We start from the raw sequence: 17,787 nt of genomic DNA, 5'->3' as shown, positions 1-17,787 counted from the left end.
GGGAGCATGGGATGCACAATGACCCGACCAAGCCGCCGGAACCGGACGAGGAAACCATCGCCTTCGCTCAGCGCGTCTTTCAGCATGCGCGGGCAGGGCAGGTGCAGGAGCTCGGAGACTTGCTGCGCATGGGCCTGCCACCGAACCTGCGCAACGAGAAGGGCGACTCGCTCCTGATGCTCGCGAGCTATCACGGCCATGCCGATGCGGTGCAGCTTCTCATGGAGCATGGCGCCGATCCGGAGCTTGCCAACGACCGCGGGCAGACGCCGCTTGCCGGCGCTGCCTTCAAGGGAGACATGGCGACGATCTTGAGCCTTCTGGACGGTGGAGCGGACGTCAACGGCCGCAGCGACGGTGGAAAGACGCCGCTCATGATCGCGGCCATGTTCAACCGCAGCGAAATCGTCGAGGTTCTGCTCGCGCGCGGTGCGGATGTGCAGGCGCGGGATGCAGGCGGCCTGACCGCCGCGCAGCTTGCCGGTGCCATGGGAGCGGCGGAAACGGCGGAGCTGCTCCTGCGGTTCTAGGTTCCGCTCAAGGCCGGCTTGCAGGCTGTGAGAAGACCGTAACGCATCGAGCCTGTGGCATAGGCCAGCCAGATGCGCGGGAGGGTCAAGGCAAAGATCCGGTTCTTGGAGCGCGCATCGAGCAAATAGCGCCGGTAGTGCGAATGGGTCAGAAGCTTCTTCGCGACCCGCCCAGCACAGACAGACCAGGTGCGCCGCACTTTCGCGCTGAGATCCTCGAATCCGTCGATCCTGAAACCGGCCTTCACGGCCAAATCGCAATATTCCGTCTTGGTGCCCATACTCGGCAGCCGACCTTCGCGGCAGATCGGCTCCAGCAGATAACGTTCCTCCCATGGAAGAGCATTGTCACGGGCGAGCCAAGCATAGACGCCAAGCCGTCCGCCTGGACGAAGGGTTCTATACGTTTCGTCGAAAAACCGTTGCTTGTCCGGCATATGCTCAGAGCTTTCGATGGCGATGACATGATCGAAGGCGTCATCCTCGAATGTGTTCGTGAGCCAATCCTGCCGCATGAAATGGAGAAGGGGCGATCCGGCGGCGCGTCGCTCCGCCTGCCGCAGTTGCGCCGAGGACAGAGTGATGCCGGTGACCTGCACGTCATGATGCGTGGCGAGCCATTCCGCGGTCGCGCCGTAGCCGCAGCCGATGTCGCAGATGTGCTGTCCGGGCTCCAACGCCAAGCCGTCCGCCAGATGCGCAATCAGTGCTTCGACCGCCCGATCCGGCGTCTCGTGGCCAGTGATCCAGAGGCCATGATGGACGTGCTCGCCCCAGATCTCGCGATAGAACGGATCGAGTTCGTCATAGTGCTCGGCAACGTCCGCGGAGGTCTGGATCTGCCGTGGAACGATCATCGGGCGACCAATGCCATAGAGGTCTCCTGTACGCGGGTCAGCGATGTCATGTGGCGCATGGCGGCAGGCCAGGCGCGGCAGAGATGAAACACCGCCTGCCGACCCAAACGATAACGCACAGTAGTGTTCAATGCGGAGGCGAGGCGCAGCGAGCGTTGAATGTCCTCCCGAAGCCGGCGGTGGAAGATCGAGCTGGCTTGCCCCTGCGCGAGAAAGGTCGAGGCGGCGAGGCAGCCGCTGTGGAGAGCGATCGACATGCCGTCGCCAGTGAAGGAGGGGATCACGGCGGCTTGGTCGCCGACGCGGAACAGACTCTGCGGCTCTCTGGGAGCCGGGACATGGAGATAACCGTAAGGGATCTGGAAGATCGACAGCGGCCGTTCGAAGAGCGGCTCTGCGCCCTCCATGCGCTCGCCCAGATGAGGGCATTCATGGGCGATGCGGTCGAGCAGCCCGCCCCAGCTCTTGCCGATATCGTCGAAACATTGTCGTGTCACCACAAGGCAGAGATTGGCGATGCCGTCTTCGACGAGCTGCAGTCCGGCGTAGCCGCCAGTGAAAAGGATCACCTCGACACAACCTTCGAGCGCGATCTGTTGTGCTTGGGCCAGCCGATAATGCCCTTTGAAACCGATGAGATCGTTCATCGTGCCTGCTGCCGGTCGCTTGGCGCCTCGTACATCATGCTTGCCCGATGCCAGAAAGAGGGTCTCCGTCTGGATTTCGCTGTGTGTATCCGCATCGAGATGGATGCCTGTGCCCTCGGGCGAGATCGCTTTTACGGTGACGCCGCGAAGGATCTCGGCTCCACGGGACATAGCTTGCTGCAGCAGGGCTTCGTCCAGGATCTTGCGCGACAGCCCGCGGGAGAGGAAAGGCAGATCCGCCTCGGTTGAATGTCGGCCATGGGCGAGGCGAATGCGCGCGATGCGGCTTGCTCTGAGTCTGTCGAGGTCGATGCCGAGATGGGCCAGATAGGTCTGCGCCTCGATGCTCAGAAACTCTCCGCAGACTTTATGCCGTGGCTCGGGATCGCGCTCGATCAGAAGTGCAGAGCGTCCAGCGTCTGCAAGGATGCAGGCAGCCGATGCACCGGCAGGACCGCCGCCGACGATCACGATCTCTTCGTTGCGTTCTCCGCTCATTTCAAACGGCTCACGCAAAGGCGGAAGGAAGGATACCAGCGAATCCGAGCCGTTCCAGGTTCGATGCCTGCGGAAGCCAGGATCTTCTCCCAATCCTTCCGACGGAAGCTGCGGGCTATCGAGATCGGCCCGTCATGCTGGACGAAACGATGCCATCCGGCGGCCCGGGACAGAAGGCGGAAGAAGTGGAATGGGATGGGATGACGGTGGAGATCGGCGATGAACCAGCCGCGCGTGGCAACCTGCTCCATCCATCGGATGAAGTTTGCAAGCTCCGCGTTCGACATGTGATGGGTCGTCTGCGAGCAGATGATGAAGTCGATCGGGTGGTCAGGCTTGAAATCGAAGACATTGCCGGTCCGGTAATCGATGGAAACACCAGAGGGCGTCGCAGCGCGGGCAATCGGCTCGCTCATGGGATTGAGATCGACTCCGATCAGGTCGACGGGCCGGTTCCGACGGCGGCTCCATTCATGGATTCGCCGCAGCAAGTCGCCGTATCCATATCCGACATCGAGAATCGTCACGCGCTCGTCTGACGCGAGGGAGCGGGTCGCCCGGTTGAGCCATTTGAGAATCGGACCATGGGTCATGGTCACGATATTCACGGTGGCGAGGTCCTTCAGGCAGGCACGGTAATCGTCGAGGCTGACGGACTCGGTGTCCATCCACTCGGTCTCGGGGCTGCGTTCCGCGAAGCTCCGGCCCATGATTTTCTTCTATCCGGCAAGAGTGAAGCGGAAAGTCTCGGCCACCAGTCCCGGGCCGAATGCCATTCCGAAGCCGTTCGGTGTGGGCGGGGCGTCCTGCATGATCCGCCCGAGGACGAACATCAGCGTGGCGGAGGACATGTTGCCGAAGTCCCGCAGCACTCCACGCGACCAGCGCAAGGCCTCGGGGCCGAGATCGAGCCCCTGTTCGACCGCATCGAGGATGGTTCTCCCACCAGCATGCACCGCCCAGAGGTCGAAATCGTCCTTCTGCTGCCCGCGCAGGATACCGCCGTCGTCGTTGCGGGTGGCCTCGTGGCGAAGGGCCTTCTCGATCTGCTGGGGCACCTGCCCGGACAGGCTCATCTCGAACCCGGCATCGCCGATGCGCCATGTGATGAGGTCGCGCGTATCCGGAATGGTCGCAACGCGGAAATCCTTAAGCGCGATCCCTTCCGGTTCCGCCGAGACGAGGCTTGCCGCGCATCCGTCGCCGAAGAGCAGAGCGCTGAGGATCACTTCGAGATCGGAGGTCTCCTGAAGGTGGAGAGTGCAGAGTTCCAGATTGACCACCAGAACCTTGGCCGATGGCTCTGACCGGACGATGTGGTGGGCGACCTTGAGCGCATTGACGGCGGCGGCGCAGCCCATGAACCCCACCATGGTGCGCTCGATCGATGGATTGAGGCCCAAACGCTCCAGGATCTGCTGGTCAAGTCCCGGAGCTGTAAATCCGGTGCAGGAAGCGACCACCATGTGGGTGATGGACGTGAGATCCTCATTCAGGTCGAGAGCCTCGATGGCCTGCTGCGCGAGATCGACCGCATGGGTCTCGAAACGCTGCATGCGGGGGCCTGTCCCGGCAAACTGCCCCGGTTGGAAAAAGCCTTCCCGATCGGCAGCCGCTTCAAGGTTCTCGCTGGGAGTGAGGGTCGAGTAGCGATGCTCGATGCCGGACCGCTGGACCATCCGGCGGAAGATCAGCTTGTCCCTCCGGTTGGGTAGAAACCGGTCGACGAAGCCGATGAAGGTCTGGTGGACATCGTGCTGTGGAACGGCTGTGCCGATCCGGTTGATATATGTGCCTGCCAAGGGAACCACCCTGCCAACCTTGGCCCTGACTCCTGTACAAGCACTCAGAGCCTTCGAGATCGAAGATAATAGGGCAGCCCATAGCAGGAGGAAACAAAGGCCGGCGCAGAAGTCGCACCCGTAAGATCGGAGAGCCGTCAGTGCGGTGTCGGTTTGGCCATCGCTCCGGGCCGGGCAAGCTCGGCCGAGGGCGTTGCCTGGGGCTGGCCGCGCTTAAGAGTCTGTTCCCGTGCGAAAATGAACAGCCCCGCCGCAACGACAATGAAGATGCCGACCAGCGCCAGCGCGTCAGGCCATTCGTTGAAGAACAGCGCCCCGATCGCCAGTGCCCAGAGGATCTGGCTGTACTGCGCGGCCCCGAGCCGGTCAGCCGGCGCGTACATGGTTGCGATGATGAACAGAGCCTGAGCCACGAAGGCGGTGGCGGCGAAGGCGAGCAGCAGCACCCATTGATGCATCGTCGGCCAGGCGAAGCCCGGAATCATCAGGATTCCGGCCAGAACGGTGGTCGCGAGAAAGACGGTACCGATCAGGGTGAACCGCTTCTCCGTGTGGCCGATCATCCGGCCCGTGATGACGCCGCCGGCCGCGCACAGGGCGGTGGCGAGGGCGGCCAGATGACCGGGGAGGAATTCCTTGAAACCCGGGCGCACGATGATCAGCACGCCAATGAAGGCCGCACAGACGGCCAGTCCACGGCGCCATCTGACATGCTCCTTCAGCACGAAGATCGAGAGTATCGTGACGAGGCTGGGCATGAGGAACAGAAGGGCGAAGGCCTCTGCGAAGGGTAGGCTGCGGAAGGCCATGACGCTGAGCGGCGTCGTGATGGCGATCAGGAAGACCCGTAGGCCCATGAGCCAGGGTCTGTTCCACCGCACGAGGTCCACGATCCTATCGCCGGGCTTCATGAACACGGGCGACAGGAGAAAGGGGATGAGATATCCGAAGAAGGTCACCTCGAACGGGTCAAGGCCATGCCCGATCTCCTTCACCACCGCATCGCCCCAGGCGAAAACGGCAAAGGCGAGGAAGGCAAGGATGATACCTTTGACCATGTTCGGACAATCCCGTGGGAGGGCGACGGCAGGAGGCGGAAGGAGTAGCGGTTACGACCGGCGCGCCCGGACGGGATGGGAGGATAAGGGAATTATCTCGGCATGACGAGGCGAGGGCGCCTGCGCTCAACCACTACGACCTTAGGCCCTTCGCTCCGCTCGTGCATGGGGAAACGCTCGGGCAGACGCTCGGGACGGCGGATCTGGGATGCCGATCGCAGGACGACGGGCCGCACCTCGTCGTGCGAAAGCCCCATCAGTTGTGCGGCGATCTCGACTTGGCTTTCGATATCATCCGTCAGCCCCTGAGCGGCGACAACCGCCTCCTCAAGGACAGGAGGTTCGACGCGCGTCACGCGCCGGTTTCGGCTCTCGGAGGATTTCTTCTTTGCTAGCATTGGGCTTCTCCTGCGCAGACCCCTTAACCCATTGAACTTCCGATTGCGTAGTGCGCGATTGAGACGGCAGGGCTGCGCTCAGCGCAAGCGAGGCCGAAGCCCTGTCGCTGCTGTTGAACGCGGCCCGGAGAAACTTTGATCCACGGCAAGCCGCTAAAAATGCCAAGGCAGAGCGTTTTTGCCGCGCCCGCGGACAAAAGGCATGTGGGTCCTTGTCCTATGTGAATAAGGCCGATCTTGCCTGTATGAACGAACCGGGACTCGACCCTGCTGCTTCCGCCGGCCATTGAGCATTTGAAAGCGATGCCCTTCCCTGTGGTTGAAAGAATTGAGTTTTTGCGCAATGTCGTCCCGACGCAGCCGCCCGGCCCTGAATGAAAGGCATTCCCGTGTTCACAGCCAAGATTCTCCTTCTCGGATCGGGCGAGCTCGGCAAGGAGTTCGTCATCTCGACCAAGCGATATGGCTGCTACGTGGTGGCCTGCGACAGCTATCCGAACGCTCCCGCCATGCAGGTAGCGGACGAGTCCGAGGTCTTCTCCATGCTCGATGCGGAGGCCCTCCGGAACGCCATCGAGAAACACCAGCCGGACTTCATCGTACCGGAGATCGAGGCGATCCGAACGGAGGTCCTGCAGGATTTCGAGGACAAGGGCTTCACGGTGGTTCCCTCCGCCCGGGCCGCGTCGCTGACCATGAACCGGGATCGCATCCGCGATCTCGCAGCAACCGAACTCGGTCTGCGTACGTCCAAGTATCGCTATGCGGAGAGCCTGGAGGAGGTGAGGGCGGGAGCCGAGCACACCGGCCTGCCCTGCGTGATCAAGCCCGTCATGTCCTCATCCGGCAAGGGGCAGAGCACGGTGCGCACGGCCGATCAGCTGGAACAGGCCTGGAACGACGCCGTGGCGAACATGCGCGGGGACCGGAAGAAGGTGATCGTGGAGGAGTTCATCGCCTTCGAATACGAGATCACGCTGCTCACGATCCGTTCCCGCGAGGGCGTCTCCTTCTGCGAACCTATCGGTCACCGGCAGGAGCGAGGCGATTATCAGGAATCCTGGCAACCGACTCCTATGACCGAGAAACTGTTCAACGACGCCAAGGACATGGCCCGGAAAGTCGTCGACAATCTCGGTGGTTACGGGATCTTTGGGGTCGAGTTCTTCATCACCTGTGACGAGGTGATCTTCTCGGAATTGTCGCCACGCCCACATGACACGGGGCTCGTGACGCTACTTTCCCAAAACCTGTCAGAGTTCGACCTTCATGCTCGCGCCGTGCTGGGCCTGCCGATCCCGCCAGTCCGGTTGCACGGCCCCACCGCCTCGGCCGTGATCCTGGCCGATCGCGAGGCCGAACGATTCACTATTGAAGGATTGGCGGAAGCCCTTGCCTTGGGCTCGGCGGATGCGGACGTGGAGGTGCGCATCTTCGGGAAGCCCACGACTCGTAGGCACCGCCGCATGGGTGTCGCATTGGCCTCCGGGGGGACGGTGGAGCAAGCGCGCGAGCGGGCGCGGCAGGCAGCGGCGAAAGTGCAGATCAAATACGAGACCTGAGCGGACGCTTAGAGCATTTTTCGGCGAACCGGATTCGGTTCGCCGAAAAATGCGGCAAAGCAAAGAGCTGATTCCACGTAAGTGGAAACAGCTCTGATCGACCTCTCACAGGGTATTGCGGTCTTCGAGCGCCGCATAGGCCATAGTTACACGGTGAGTGGTTAGAGTATCGTTCAGAGCGAAAAACCGGGTCCGCTTTTCACTGGTGTGGCCCTTCGGTTCCGCACGATGCGCTAACCTAACGGCGCCACTAGATGATGTAGAAGTGGCTGTATTTCAGCTCAAGACCTGCCTTGATCTTGGCGAACTCCACTGCCTTCTTGGCGCCCGAGCCATCCGCATCATAGGACAGGACACCCGCCTTCTTGTTGTAGATCAGGTGGTCGTTCTTGTCCTTGGCCGAAGTGCCGATTGTGAAGAAGTCCTTCTTCATCTTGACCGGCTTCGATGCCGTTCCTTTGCCGAGATTCTTGAAGATAGCGTTATCGAGATAGAAGCTGTCGTCCCTCACGCTGAAGTCGCTGACGCTGTCGAAGTTTACCTTCCGGTCCGTCGCAGCCGTTCCCAGCTTCGTGTCGAACACGAATTTGTCCTTGCCGGATCCGCCGGAGAGAATGTCGTTGCCGAAGCCGCCGGAGACCATGTCATCGCCCTGGCCGGCCTTGATCGTGTTCTTGCCGGCATTGCCAGCGATCACATTGTTCAAATTGTTGCCAGTGATATCGATGGCCGTATCGCCCGAAGCCGCCACGTTTCTGACATCCCCGGCAAGGGTCAGGCTGCTGGACGTCACCAGCGTCGTCTCGTCCAGGAGCCACCGAAGATCTCCGGCAAAGGCCTGAGGTAGCGTGATCCCCTCAGGGATGTCGTCGCCGAAGATGTAATCGACACCGCCTGTGCCATACAGCCTGTCGGATCCGCTTCCACCGACGATGAGATCGTCGCCGCCATTGCCATAGCTGATATCGTCGCCTGTTCCGCCGAGCATGGCATCGCGGGTGTTGCCGCCGAACAATTGATCGTTGCCGTCCTTGCCGTTGAGGCCGTTGACGCCCTCATTGCCGTAGAGGTTGTCATCGCCTGAGGCGCCGATCAACTTATCCTTGTCGTTGCCTCCATAGCGGCTCAGGTCTTTGCCCAGTTCTCGCCACTCGTAGCTGCGAAGAGCGACCTGCCGGTCGTCGTTGGACTGGGAACCTGCCGGTTTCTTGCCGGCCATGCCCAGAAGCTGAGAGAAGCTGAGGACCGTTCCATCAGACAGCTTGATGGCAGCGGCCGTGCTGGTGTCCAATCCCGAATAGTCGTTGAAGAGGATGGCGCCGCCATCGCTGAAGGTCAGCGCGAGCTTGTTGTGCTTGGGGGTGTCGATCCAATTGGCGATCTTGCCGACCCAGGTCGCCTTGATATCCGCCAGGGAGTAGCCGGTCAGCTCGATGACATCGTCGCCCGGCCTGAAGTCCCAGATCAGGTCGACGCCATCGCCCTTGGCATAGCGATAGGTATCGCGGCCGTCATTGCCATAGAGATTGTCGCCGATGAGAACCTTGTTCAGTTTTCCATTGCCGGGATTCCAGGCGATCTCACCGCGATCGGTCCCGCCATAGATCGTGTCGTCGCCGCCTTCACCCTGCATTTCATCGTTACCGCTGCCGCCATGGATGAAGTCGTTGTCGTCGCCGGCTTCGATCAGGTCGTCATTTCCTGCGACGGGAGGAGTGATGATCACCGGCGGCGTGGTCTCAACCTTATACAGCCCGGCGTCGACAGCTCTGACGTCTTTGTTGGTATCGTCGATTTTGTAGGCAGCCGTGCGCCCGGTTATTGCATCGGCATCGCTGTCCTTGTCGTCAGAGCCGATGTCCTTCGCGGTAAACTTGTACGTGCTGCTGTCGAATTGGACCTCATGGGACCCATAGGACAAGTTGTCGAACAGGTAGTCGCCTGCGTCACCCGTCGTGGTCTTGAGGATGGTGCCGTTCGCATCGATCAGCGTGACCTCGATGCCTTCAAGGCCGATTTCCTGACCGTCGTCGTCCTGCACGCCGTCCTTGTCGAGATCCAGCCAGACCCGACCGCCGAGAGAGCCGGTTGGGGCTGGCGGTGTGACGGACGGTGCCGCGGCGGCCAATCCCCAGAGCTTGAGGCTGTCGCCGCGGTTGGACCCTGCCACGCCCACGCTCGTGAGGCGAGCGCCGAAGCCTTGTTGGGCAAGGTGCTCAAGCGTCAGATCGTCGGTGGCATGATTGAGGAGGAAGGTTACCGACTTAACATCGTCATGCCCGATGCCGGACGTTCCGATGCCAACGCCGACATCGTACGGCGTGAGCGGACGCCCGTTCATATTGTCGCTGTTGCTGCCCTCCGGAACATCCTTGACGCCCTCGGCGTCGAGTGCGATCCCCTGAATGAGAGGCGCGTTGCTGCCCAAGCCTGTGATCGACAGGCCCTTCAGCCAGGTTTCGTCGGCAGAATTATTGTCGATGCCTGCGATGTGAAAGAAGATACCCCTGATGTCAGCAGTATCCACGTCGCTGTCGCCGTCGTTATCAAAGACAGCGGCAGTCACTCTCAACGTTCCATCATCGAGTTGCTCGATGAGAAACTTGATCGCCGGGCTCCCGATCTCGTAGACGGTTCCGCTGTTCCCGATGCGCTCATTCTGATCGATAATGAAATCGATGGAACGCACAACGCTCGACATGTCTCAGCCCCTCAAATCAAGAGCGAGCCGGTGTCAGCGCAATATGAGCCAGGACGAGCTACTCTAGAAGATAATCTACCTATCAACTCTGACTCTGCCCTAAAGTCAACAACAGTCAAAAAGAGAACCGAATTGTCCGCTGGCTTTGGCGTTCAGTATGTTACTTAGTTTCGAAAGGCTCAGTCAGTCCTGTTTTGATGATTCTTCTTGGACAGTCCCGCGCTTAAGCGCGCCTTGATCTCTCCGATAATAACGTTGAGTTCGCGCTGGAGGCGGTTCAGTCGAGACAACAATTCACCGTCTGGCATCCCCGTCGGATTGGGTCGGGACTCACCATTGGGGGCGGTGTGCGTCATGCTGCGCAACTCCTCCAATGTTGTTGGGCCGATATTGGGGACGGTTAGCCATTGGGCATCTGAGATGCTGGCAACTTCGCGGATGGTGGGGCACCGTCCTTGAAATTCCGCCAGGATCGCTCCCCGGACGCGTCCGGAGCATTTCTCGATTGGAAATGGATCGTCCAAACCCATCTCACGCCCTCGCACACCTAACAGTGAGATACCGTCAATCAACGCCCGAACCGCCTTAGAACTTAGCTTTTTAGGACACTCCATGCGTACCGATTATACGCAGAAAAGAGCAGACGACCTTAAGGAGATGACGGCATGCGTAAGGAGTAGCCAAATTGGTGCTGGCTAAGGCTTTGCGATTTTTGCGTTTATCCTGGAACCCTAAGGATTAAGCCGGTCTTCCTGGCGGAACGCCGGGGCGTAGACGGCTCCAAGACTCAGCCTTCCCGACAAGGACATCGTCCATCCGTGGCGTCCGGGGCGATTTTCCGAAGATTAATCCGGTACATGATCATTATTAGCCGGCAACCTTATTGCCGTCGCGCCAAATGGCCGGTAAGCAGGGAGATTGTGCCTTATCTGTCGAATCCAGAGGATTGAATGTCCGCAACCTCCGTCTTGATCCACCTTTTCGGTGAGATTGCCCTGCTTCTATGGGGCATCAACATGGTCAATAGCGGGGTTCAGCGCGCCTTCGGCAGCGATCTGCGCTGGATCCTCGGGATGGCACTGAGGACGCGCCTGCAAGCCTTTCTCGCCGGTGTCGGCGTGACGACGGTTCTGCAAAGCAGTACGGCGACGGCCTTGATGGTGGCCTCCTTCACGGCGGGCGGGGCGGTCGACATCGTGCCGGCCCTGGCGGTGATGCTTGGGGCGAATGTGGGCACGACACTCATCGTGCAGGTACTCTCGTTCGATGTGTCCCTGATTTTCCCAGTTCTGATCTTCGGCGGCTTCGTGGCCTACCGGCGAGGGAGGACGAGTCGGACTAAAGATTTGGGGCGGGTTGCTATTGGCCTCGGGTTGATGCTGCTATCGCTGCATCTCCTTACCGATACGATACGGCACATTGAGTCCTCCGTTATCCTCAAAGAGGTCCTTACGGTTGTCGCTTCGGATCCATTGATCCTGGTGCTACTGTCCGCAATCTTTGCGTGGCTTGCCCATTCCAGCGTCGCTGCGTTGCTGTTCATCATGTCACTCGCGGGCGCCGGCGTTATCGATGCTCATTCGGCCCTGGTGATGGTGCTGGGCGCCAATCTCGGCAGCTCTCTCAATCCTTTGCTTGAGGGCACCGGAGGCGATCCGGTCAAATTGCGTGTGCCGTTCGGCAATTTCGCTATGAGGGTGATCGGCTGCCTCGTGACATTCCCGTTGATCGATCCGATTCTGTCGGCGATGTCTGTCTTCGATCCGCACCCGGCGCGTCTCGCGGCGAATTTCCACACGCTGTTCAATATCGTCGTCGCTGCGATCTTCATCCTGCCTCTGCCCTGGATCGCACAGCTATTGCTTAAGATTTTCCCGGAGAAGCTCCGTGCCTCCGATCCGGGCACGCCGCAATATCTCGACAAGGACGCACTCGATATGCCGTCCGTCGCCCTCTCCAACGCGGCCCGTGAGGTACTGCGCATGGTCGACACGGTGGAAACCATGCTGCGGAGTTCTCAGGATCTCTTTCGCGAGGACGATATCAGCCGGGTCGATCAGGTGAGTCGCACGGACGACGTGCTCGACCGGCTCTTCAGCGCGATTCGCCGCTATCTGAGCTCGATCAACCACGAGGCCTTGAGCGAGGCGGAGGCGAAGCGTCTGTCCGACATTCTCGCCTTCGCCATCAACCTGGAACATGTGGGCGATATCATCGACAAGAACCTGATGGAATTGGCAGCCAAGCGCATCAAGAATCATCTGCGCCTGCCGAAGGACAGCTTGGACGATATCACCAGCATGCATGCGAAGCTCCTGGAGCATCTACAGCTGGCAGCTTCCGTACTGATGTTCCAAGACCACGGTTCCGCGCGCAGGCTCGTTGCCGAGAAGGAACGATTCCGGGATCTTGAGCGGGCGGTCGCACAGAAGCATCTCGAACAGCTTCGGTCCGGCAGGACGGTGGGCGATACGAGCGCGATTCAGCTCGACATCGTGCGAGATCTCAAACGAATCGAGGCGCATATCGCCTCCACCGGGCATTCGCTCCTCGAGCAGAGCGGGGAACTCAAGCCCAGCCGCCTGACGTCCTGACCAATGGGCTGTCTTTCTCGTCCTTCAGGGCGCGCCAATCCATGTAGCGGATCGGCTCCGGGAGGCCGATGTCACGCCTCTCGTGATCGGAGAGACGGCTCAGATCGGCGATGATCGGTCTCTTTCTCGGGTGGTCTGAACGGAACCAGAGCTTCAGGCGCAGCCAAACGCTCTCGACGCCGCGAAGGCGGCGGGCATCTTCGTATCTCATCACAGCCTACCGTGGTTGTCTGTCGGGGCCTCATGGCCCTCGGTGATGGGATTGAAGATGCGCCTGCCGGGGGAGCTTGACAAAGCAAATGCCAATGGGCTGGCATAAGGTAGCCTTATGGATCGTCATGTCTAAACTGCCGTCAAAACTTCCCCCGATGAGCGCCGTCAGAGTCTTCGAGGCGGCTGCTCGCCATCAGAGCTTTACCCGTGCGGCCGAAGAACTCGGCATGACGCAGGCTGCCGTGAGCTACCAAATCAAGATTCTCGAGGATCGCGTCGGGGCGCCGCTGTTCATCCGCTTGCCGCGCCAGGTGACGCTCACGGCGAAGGGCAAGAAGCTCGCTCCGGCCGTGACGGAAGCTTTCGAGGCCCTGCGCAATGCATTCGCAGGCGTCGAGGAGGTGGTCCAGTCGACGCTGTCGATTACCACTCTCTCGACCTTCGCATCGAACTGGCTGGTTCCGCGTCTGGGACGCTTCCGGCAGCTCCATCCCAATATCGCAGTTCAAATCTCCGTCTCGACCGAGATGATCGAGTTCACGCAGAGCGAGTTCGACATCGGAATCCGAAGCGGCACGGGAGACTGGCCGGGTCTTGAGACGCATGTTCTGTTTCCCAACCAGTTCGTACCCGTCTGCAGTCCGGAGTTGCTCCAGGAGGTCGACCTGCGAGAGCCCGTGGATATTCTCAAACTTCCGCTCATCTCACCGAGCGATCCATGGTGGCAGGATTGGTTCGCGGCGGCAGGATTGAAAGATGTCGATCTCTCGCGGCGTCCGGACAATTCGCTTGGGGTGCAGCAGTTCGAGGGGATGGCGGCGATCGCAGGTCAGGGCGTGGCGCTCATCAATCCCTTCTTCTTCCCTGACGATCTGGCGTCGGGCAGGCTCGTGAAACCGTTCGATCTCCTGGCGATGACGGATCGGAGCTATTGGCTGGTCTATCCGAAAGCCCGCAGACGCTCCGCCAAGATCGAGGCTTTCCGCGACTGGGTATTGAGCGAGGTGGCGGGCGACAGCGAGAGAGCCTCTCCCACGGCCCAAATGCAAACCGGGGCTTGAAGCCCCGGTTTCGAGAGAACACTACTCAGCAGCTTGAACCTCTGGAGGCTTGGCCTTCAGATGCATGAGCATGCCGATGAGCGCCCGGTCGTGCAGAACGACCATGCGTTCCTTGTTGTGCAGCCAGCTGACCGCATCGTCGATGGTCTCCGCATCGACCAGTTTGGCCTCGGCCAAGGCCCGCTCCGTTTCGATGACGCCGCGCTTGCGGGGCAGGGCGGGCGGAAGCATCGCCATATGGTTTTCCCTCAAGGTCGCATCCGCATAGATGGCCCGAAGGCTGTCGGCATCGTCGAAGCCGAAGGTGGCATTGCGGGCCTGCAACTCGTTGGCACGCATCGCAATGGCCGGCGGCCGATATTCTTCGGGCGTTCTCAGAAGTCCGAGCCGTTTCAATGCAAGTCCTGCCCCGAGCTGGCCGCTGAGCCACGACAGCGGGATTGCGAGCAGGAGGCCGATGATCGTGGGCGACATCCATAGGAACAGGGATGTGGCGATCATGAAGGCGGAGATGCCGGCCAGCGCGCCGAGAACCGTATGCGCCCGATGGCGACGGACGATATCCTTGAAGGGAATGGAGCCGTCGTCGCGACGCTGCGGCTGCCAGCCCGTGTCGCGTCCGAGCAGGATCTGGAACACCGAGCCCGACTGGATGAGCATCAGGATCGGCGCCAGGAGCGCCGAGAGGATGATCTCGATCGTTGACGAGATGATCAACCGGATGCCGCCGCCCGAGGCCCTACGATCATCACCACGAATGAGCATCAGCAGCAGTCCGAAGACTTTCGGTGCGAGCAGGATGCCCATGGTCAATGCGAAGAGCGCCAAGGCTCGTTCGGGGTCGAACCGGGGCCAGATCGGATAAAGGCGGAAGTCGCGGGCGAAATATTCCGGCCGGATGTAGGTCGTCTGCAGGACGAGCGCGATACCGACGATCAACTGGAATAACCAGAACGGCGAGGCCAGATAGGACATGATGCCGGTGGCGAAATGCTGCCGCGTAGGCAGCTTCAGTCCCTTGGCCCCGATGACCCGCATATGCTGCAGATTACCCTGGCACCAGCGCCGGTCGCGGGCTGACAGATCGATGAGGGATGGGGGACTCTCCTCGTAGGAGCCTTGGAGATCCGCCAGCATGTAGACCGACCAGCCGGCGCGCCGCAGCAGCGCCGCCTCGACGAAGTCGTGGCTCAGGATGTGCCCGCCGAAAGGAGGCTTGCCCTTCAGGTCGGGCAGACCGCCATGATCCGCGAAGGCCTTGGTGCGGATGATCGCGTTATGGCCCCAATAATTGCCGTCGCGTCCCATCCAGACCGCAAGGCCCATGGCGATGACCGGGCCCGTCACTCGCGCCGCGTATTGCTGGACGCGGGCGAAGAGCGTGTTGCGGTTGATGATGAGCGGTAGAGACTGGATGATGCCGGCATCGGGATCGGCTTCCATGGCTGCGGCCAGGCGCACGATGCACTCGCCCGTCATGAGGCTGTCGGCATCGAGCACGAGCATGTGCTCGTAATGGCCACCCCAGCGCGACACGAAGTCGGCGATGTTGCCGGCCTTGCGGTGGTGGTTCTTCTGCCGGTGGCGGTAATAGAACCGCGCTCCGGGCCCCAGACGTTCCCTTAAGGCAAGGAAAGCCCGCTCCTCGGCGACCCAAGCATCCGGATTCGTGGTGTCGGAGAGAATGAAATAGTCGAAATGATTGCCAAGACCCGTCGCCTGAACCGATTCATAAATCGCTTCCAGAGCGGCAAAGGTACGGTCCGTCTGCTCGTTGTAGACGGGCATGACGATGGCGGTGCGCTGCTGCAGCGAGGTGGGCAGCGGTCCCCGATGGCCTGGGCGCCTGAGCAGGGCAAAGAAGCCCAAGAGTGCACTGGTGAACGCGATTGCGATCCAGGAAAAGTTGATCGTGAACAGCGCCACGAGCACCCACTGAAGCGCAGTCGTGCGGCTCACCGACACGACCTGATACATCTCGTAGGTGCCGTAGGCCGTCAGCAGCAAGCCGCCTCCGAAGACGAAGAGACGGGCAAGCCAAGTCCCCATCCGAGGATGCTGCAAAAGTGGCTTACGCTCCTCCGATTCCGACCAGCGCCGAAGCGACTGGGTCGGCATGTCGAGGTGCTTCTCGGGGGGCATAGAGGATGCAGGCCGCTCGAGGGCGGCTACATTCGGGTTTGAGTCGGGACTTACGGTGTCCAACGATAAAGCCATGTCTCGCTAATCGGTTTCCCGCCTGCTTCAAGGATCAGGCGCATCTCACACGCGTTTTCGTTGCCCGGGTCAAGCTCGAACGCAACGCGTACTGTCTTTCGTTCCGGATATGGCAAAAGTTTGAGGTTCTGGAACGTCCCAGGGGCAACGGTTAGGACCGATTTAAGGTCCGCCGGCAAATTGTCACCCAGCATATCTCCGGAAAAGTCGACCGTGAATCGCCGCCGCCGGCCCCCGCTGCCTCGGCCTGAGCGCGTGGCCGATACGGTTGCGAGCGGCGGACGTTCGGGCGAATTCCAGCCCCAATACTGCCGATACGCGACGGCAACCTCTGATCCGGCCGCCATCAGTGCCTTCGGACGCCAATAGGTGAGAATGTTGTCGTTGATCTCAGCGTCGGTGGGAATTTCGAGCAGCTGAACGCTGCCCTGACCCCAATCGCCCAATGGCTCGATCCAGAGGCTCGGGCGGCGTTCGAAGCGCTGGTCATCGTCCTGGAACGATTCATAGGAACGATCCCGCTGCAGAAGGCCAAAACCGCGCGGGGAACTGTCGACGAAGGCCGAGATCTGGAGGGTCTCGGGATTGTGCAGCGGACGCCAAAGCCATTCGCCCGAACCGTTCAACATCTGAAGCCCGGAGGAATCGTAGACCGCAGGACGGATATCGTCCGAGTTCAGGAGATCATTCGGTCCGTAAAGGTAGGTCGACGCAATGCCGCCCAGGCCTACATGCTCGAGGTTGACGCGAGGGAAGAGAGTCATCTCCACATCGACGATGGTCATGTCGCCCGGACGGAACGTCATGCGCACCGCGCCCGTGGTCGATTCCGAATCAAGCACGCCATGCACGGTAATGGTATTGCTGCCCACGGCAGGGCGCTCGAGCCAGAACGCACGAAAGACCGGAAATTCCTCGCCGCGCGCTTCGGCAGGCCGCAAGGTCAGCGCTCTCGCAATCGCGCCGTAAGTCTGGCCGCGAGCGATCGCCCGAAAGAAGGTGCCGCCTTGAACGAAGGCGAAGTCGAATGGCTTGCCGTTTCCGAGTTGCGCGATCAGCTTGAAGCCTGAATAGCCGATATCCGGTATATTGTTCGGTACCGTGATGCGACCGTAATCGAACTGAGTTGGGCTGAAGGCGAGCCGGCGGACGGCTCCATCCTCCACGAGGTAAAGGTCGACGGCATCCCTGAAGACGAAGCCGCGGTGAAGCGGCTCCACGGAGATGCCGCGGGCTTCCGTGCTCCAGATGGCCGGCTGGGTATATCGGATGGCGGAGTACTGCTCCTGATTCAGATTGCCGAAGACATCCGGCAGATCATTCGGGGGCGGCACATAGGGCTTTTTCGAGAGCTGCCGTGCGATGTCGACCACAACCGCCGGATCGAACCGTTGATTCTCGCCCATCCTCGCTGAAATCGTCGCTTGGGGTGTTTGGGCTCGGACGGCTGGCGCGTATGCGAGCCCGGCGACGGAGACGCCGATATAGGCCAGCATGTCGCGCCGGCGAGGATAGAAGGGGGACGGACCCCTTGGCGAAACCGGCACAGCGATACTCTTGTGTGAACGAGGCTCTTCAGCCAGACAGTTGGAATGCCTTATACATATCGTCAATCGTGAGCATGAAGTAAACGAGGCCACAGGCGGAAA

General features: G+C 60.7%; 15 protein-coding genes. 4 read left to right on the top strand and 11 right to left on the bottom strand.

All coding sequences use genetic code 11. The features are described from left to right. Nucleotides 1-11: 11 nt before the first annotated feature. Complete coding sequence (locus JO965_RS14815; protein ID WP_203439650.1) at nucleotides 12-530, top strand: ankyrin repeat domain-containing protein; 519 nt, start codon at nucleotides 12-14, stop codon at nucleotides 528-530. Here the strand turns inward: JO965_RS14815 and JO965_RS14810 are convergent. The 6 genes from JO965_RS14810 to JO965_RS14785 form a co-directional block, all read right to left on the bottom strand. Beyond that, a complete protein-coding gene (locus tag JO965_RS14810) occupies nucleotides 527-1,387 on the bottom strand; it encodes a class I SAM-dependent methyltransferase (protein ID WP_203439649.1) in 861 nt (286 codons plus the stop codon). The genes JO965_RS14815 and JO965_RS14810 overlap by 4 nt on opposite strands. Next, on the bottom strand, nucleotides 1,384-2,532 hold the full coding sequence (locus tag JO965_RS14805; RefSeq protein ID WP_203439648.1) for an NAD(P)/FAD-dependent oxidoreductase: 1,149 nt from the start codon (nucleotides 2,530-2,532) through the stop codon (nucleotides 1,384-1,386). Before JO965_RS14805 ends, JO965_RS14810 begins: the two co-directional genes overlap by 4 nt. Beyond that, the gene (locus tag JO965_RS14800) at nucleotides 2,529-3,242 is read right to left on the bottom strand and encodes a methyltransferase domain-containing protein (RefSeq protein WP_203439647.1); all 714 of its coding nucleotides are present in this window, start codon (nucleotides 3,240-3,242) and stop codon (nucleotides 2,529-2,531) included. The genes JO965_RS14805 and JO965_RS14800 overlap by 4 nt, the downstream gene beginning before the upstream one ends. Nucleotides 3,243-3,251: 9 nt before the next feature. Further along, on the bottom strand, nucleotides 3,252-4,343 hold the full coding sequence (locus tag JO965_RS14795; protein WP_203439646.1) for a type III polyketide synthase: 1,092 nt from the start codon (nucleotides 4,341-4,343) through the stop codon (nucleotides 3,252-3,254). Between the two features lie 128 nt (nucleotides 4,344-4,471). Beyond that, nucleotides 4,472-5,392, bottom strand: coding sequence for a DMT family transporter (locus tag JO965_RS14790; RefSeq protein ID WP_246776563.1), 921 nt, complete (start codon nucleotides 5,390-5,392; stop codon nucleotides 4,472-4,474). A 92-nt stretch (nucleotides 5,393-5,484) separates the two neighbouring features. Continuing rightward, the gene (locus JO965_RS14785) at nucleotides 5,485-5,790 is read right to left on the bottom strand and encodes a hypothetical protein (protein WP_203439645.1); all 306 of its coding nucleotides are present in this window, start codon (nucleotides 5,788-5,790) and stop codon (nucleotides 5,485-5,487) included. Between the two features lie 389 nt (nucleotides 5,791-6,179). Between JO965_RS14785 and purT the strand changes: the two genes are divergently transcribed. Further along, nucleotides 6,180-7,352, top strand: coding sequence for a formate-dependent phosphoribosylglycinamide formyltransferase (gene purT / locus JO965_RS14780; RefSeq protein WP_256451888.1), 1,173 nt, complete (start codon nucleotides 6,180-6,182; stop codon nucleotides 7,350-7,352). A 250-nt stretch (nucleotides 7,353-7,602) separates the two neighbouring features. Here purT and JO965_RS14775 read toward each other — a convergent pair whose 3' ends face one another. Beyond that, a complete protein-coding gene (locus tag JO965_RS14775; RefSeq protein ID WP_203439643.1) occupies nucleotides 7,603-10,053 on the bottom strand; it encodes an SdrD B-like domain-containing protein in 2,451 nt (816 codons plus the stop codon). Between the two features lie 179 nt (nucleotides 10,054-10,232). After that, complete coding sequence (locus JO965_RS14770; protein ID WP_203439642.1) at nucleotides 10,233-10,583, bottom strand: hypothetical protein; 351 nt, start codon at nucleotides 10,581-10,583, stop codon at nucleotides 10,233-10,235. A 420-nt stretch (nucleotides 10,584-11,003) separates the two neighbouring features. Here JO965_RS14770 and JO965_RS14765 point away from each other — a divergent pair, with 420 nt between their 5' ends. Further along, nucleotides 11,004-12,647, top strand: a complete 1,644-nt coding sequence (locus JO965_RS14765; RefSeq protein WP_203439641.1) for a Na/Pi cotransporter family protein — start codon at nucleotides 11,004-11,006, stop codon at nucleotides 12,645-12,647. Here JO965_RS14765 and JO965_RS14760 read toward each other — a convergent pair. Beyond that, nucleotides 12,622-12,858: a hypothetical protein gene (locus JO965_RS14760; RefSeq protein ID WP_203439640.1), complete on the bottom strand. Its 237-nt coding sequence runs from the start codon at nucleotides 12,856-12,858 to the stop codon at nucleotides 12,622-12,624. The two genes, JO965_RS14765 and JO965_RS14760, sit on opposite strands and share 26 nt — an antisense overlap. A gap of 157 nt (nucleotides 12,859-13,015) precedes the next feature. On the opposite strand from JO965_RS14760, the gene gcvA reads away from it, so the two are divergent. Beyond that, nucleotides 13,016-13,921 (top strand): transcriptional regulator GcvA, encoded by a 906-nt coding sequence (gcvA, locus tag JO965_RS14755; protein WP_246776562.1) that lies wholly within the window; start codon nucleotides 13,016-13,018, stop codon nucleotides 13,919-13,921. 21 nt (nucleotides 13,922-13,942) lie between these two features. Here the strand turns inward: gcvA and mdoH are convergent, their stop codons facing one another. Further along, nucleotides 13,943-16,138, bottom strand: a complete 2,196-nt coding sequence (gene mdoH / locus JO965_RS14750; RefSeq protein ID WP_203439638.1) for a glucans biosynthesis glucosyltransferase MdoH — start codon at nucleotides 16,136-16,138, stop codon at nucleotides 13,943-13,945. Beyond that, complete coding sequence (locus JO965_RS14745) at nucleotides 16,114-17,685, bottom strand: glucan biosynthesis protein (RefSeq protein ID WP_246776560.1); 1,572 nt, start codon at nucleotides 17,683-17,685, stop codon at nucleotides 16,114-16,116. Before JO965_RS14745 ends, mdoH begins: the two co-directional genes overlap by 25 nt. Nucleotides 17,686-17,787 lie beyond the last annotated feature (102 nt).

This window comes from Microvirga sp. VF16 (assembly GCF_016864375.1).
Taxonomy (GTDB): domain Bacteria; phylum Pseudomonadota; class Alphaproteobacteria; order Rhizobiales; family Beijerinckiaceae; genus Microvirga.
Note: the sequence above shows the minus strand (reverse complement) of the source record. Positions and strands in the feature narration are given on the sequence as shown.

Bases quoted from the DNA above. Each gene is read 5' to 3' on its own strand.
- JO965_RS14815 (WP_203439650.1), top strand. From the start codon at position 12: ATGCACAATGACCCGACCAAGCCGCCGGAACCGGACGAGGAAACCATC.
- JO965_RS14810 (WP_203439649.1), bottom strand. From the start codon at position 1,387: ATGATCGTTCCACGGCAGATCCAGACCTCCGCGGACGTTGCCGAGCAC.
- JO965_RS14805 (WP_203439648.1), bottom strand. From the start codon at position 2,532: ATGAGCGGAGAACGCAACGAAGAGATCGTGATCGTCGGCGGCGGTCCT.
- JO965_RS14800 (WP_203439647.1), bottom strand. From the start codon at position 3,242: ATGGGCCGGAGCTTCGCGGAACGCAGCCCCGAGACCGAGTGGATGGAC.
- JO965_RS14790 (WP_246776563.1), bottom strand. From the start codon at position 5,392: ATGGTCAAAGGTATCATCCTTGCCTTCCTCGCCTTTGCCGTTTTCGCC.
- JO965_RS14785 (WP_203439645.1), bottom strand. From the start codon at position 5,790: ATGCTAGCAAAGAAGAAATCCTCCGAGAGCCGAAACCGGCGCGTGACG.
- JO965_RS14775 (WP_203439643.1), bottom strand. From the start codon at position 10,053: ATGTCGAGCGTTGTGCGTTCCATCGATTTCATTATCGATCAGAATGAG.
- JO965_RS14770 (WP_203439642.1), bottom strand. From the start codon at position 10,583: ATGGGTTTGGACGATCCATTTCCAATCGAGAAATGCTCCGGACGCGTC.
- JO965_RS14765 (WP_203439641.1), top strand. From the start codon at position 11,004: ATGTCCGCAACCTCCGTCTTGATCCACCTTTTCGGTGAGATTGCCCTG.
- JO965_RS14760 (WP_203439640.1), bottom strand. From the start codon at position 12,858: ATGAGATACGAAGATGCCCGCCGCCTTCGCGGCGTCGAGAGCGTTTGG.
- gcvA (WP_246776562.1), top strand. From the start codon at position 13,016: ATGAGCGCCGTCAGAGTCTTCGAGGCGGCTGCTCGCCATCAGAGCTTT.
- mdoH (WP_203439638.1), bottom strand. From the start codon at position 16,138: ATGGCTTTATCGTTGGACACCGTAAGTCCCGACTCAAACCCGAATGTA.